Genomic DNA, 1,804 nt, shown 5'->3' on the forward strand with positions numbered 1-1,804 from the left:
GCGGGTCCGGCGACGGCCATGGCTCCGGCGGCGACGGCGGCACCGGTGGCGACGGGGGCGGGGGCGACGACGGCTCCGGCAGCGGCTCCCCGTCGGGCTCCGGCGGTTCCGGCCACCCCTCCGGCGGCAGCGCCGGCGACGGCCCGGCCTCGGGATCGGAGCCGGAGGACCGCGACTTCCGCGGTTCCGGCGGCGACGGAGCCCCTCCCGGCGGGAACGGTGGATCGTCCGATGGCGACGACTCCGCCGAGGACGGCAGCGGCGGCTCCGGTGGCGACCGGTCCGGCGGCGACGAGGGCCGCGGCGACAAGGGCGACAAGGGCGACGGGGGAGACGAGGACCGCGGGAACGGGAGCGGCGGGGGAGACGCCGACGCCCCGGCCCCCGCGGCCCCCGCCCCGAAGCCGGAGACGAAGAAGGAGCCGGCGCCGTCGTCGTCGGCGAAGGCGGCCGAGGGCACCTGGGACGAGCTGGCGCAGTGCGAGTCCTCCGGCGACTGGTCCATCTCGACCGGGAACGGCTACCACGGTGGTCTGCAGTTCGACAAGGGCACCTGGAGCGACTTCGGCGGCACGACGTACGCCCCCACCGCCGACGGAGCCACGAAGGAGCAGCAGATCGAGATCGCGACCAAGGTCCGCGACGCCCGCGGCGGTTACGGATCGTGGCCGGCATGTGCCAACAAGTTGGGCCTTCCGAGGTGATCGGTGGTCCTGTGGTGTGGCGTACGGTCGCTGGCTGCGCGACCGGTGGTCGCGTAGGGTCCGTGGTCCCTCTCCCGGTCGTTCGCAGCACCTGCCCTGCCGACGGCGGCCCGGCCTCGATTCCCTACCCTTGGACCTCATGAGTTCGCCCACCCCCGACGCCCACCGGATCGGGAACCGCTACCGGCTCGACGAGCGGATCGGTGCCGGTGCGATGGGTGCCGTGTGGCGGGGGACGGACGAGCTGCTGAACCGCACGGTGGCCGTCAAGGAACTGCTCGCGGCGGCCCTGCCGTCCGACGAGCAGCTGGAGGAGTCCCGCCAGCGGATCCTGCGCGAGGGCCGGATCGGCGCCCGCCTGCAGCACGCGCACGTGATCAGCATGTTCGACGTCGTCGTCCACGACGACCGTCCGTGGCTGGTCATGGAGTACCTGCCGTCGCGCTCGCTGGCCGCGGTGCTCGCCGAGAAGGGGCCGATCCCGCCGCGGGAGGCCGCCGCGATCGGCCGTCAGGTCGCCGACGGGCTGGCCGCCGCGCACACCGCGGGCGTCGTGCACCGGGACATCAAGCCGGGCAACGTCCTGATCGCCGAGGACGGCCGGGCCAAGATCACCGACTTCGGCGTGTCGCGCGCCGTCGACGACGTGCAGCTCACCCGTACCGGCGTCATCGCCGGCACCCCGGCCTTCCTGGCCCCGGAGGTCGCCCGAGGCCAGGAGCCGACGGCCGCCTCGGACGTCTTCGCGCTCGGCGCGATGCTCTACGCCTCGGTCGAGGGCGAGCCGCCGTTCGGCCTCGACGACAACGCCTACGCCCTGCTGCACAAGGTCGCCACCGGCGCGATCACCCCGCCGCAGGATGCGGGCCCGCTGACCGCGCTGCTGATGCGCCTGCTCGCCAACGACCCCGCCGAGCGGCCCAGCTCCGCCCAGGCCCGCGAGGCGCTCGCCCGGATCGCCGCGGGCCAGTCCGTCGCCGGTCTCGCGACGCCGTCGACGGCGACCGCGGTGATGGACACCGGCGACGGCGCGGGTGCGTCCGACGGGCGCGAGGCGCAGGGCGGCGGGACCGTCGTCGACGCGCCGGCCGTGCCCGCAC

2 protein-coding genes are annotated in these 1,804 nt (G+C 75.3%); both read left to right on the top strand.

Annotated features, from left to right (window positions below):
- Positions 1-704: transglycosylase family protein (locus tag GTW08_RS31910; RefSeq protein ID WP_237453881.1), on the top strand; the 704-nt coding region annotated here is incomplete at its 5' end.
- 139 nt (positions 705-843) lie between these two features.
- Positions 844-1,804, top strand: a 961-nt coding sequence (locus tag GTW08_RS15695; protein ID WP_161152125.1) for a serine/threonine-protein kinase, incomplete at its 3' end; no start/stop codon positions are given.

This window comes from Pseudonocardia sp. SID8383 (genome assembly GCF_009864975.1).
In the GTDB taxonomy this organism is placed as follows: domain Bacteria; phylum Actinomycetota; class Actinomycetes; order Mycobacteriales; family Pseudonocardiaceae; genus Pseudonocardia; species Pseudonocardia alni.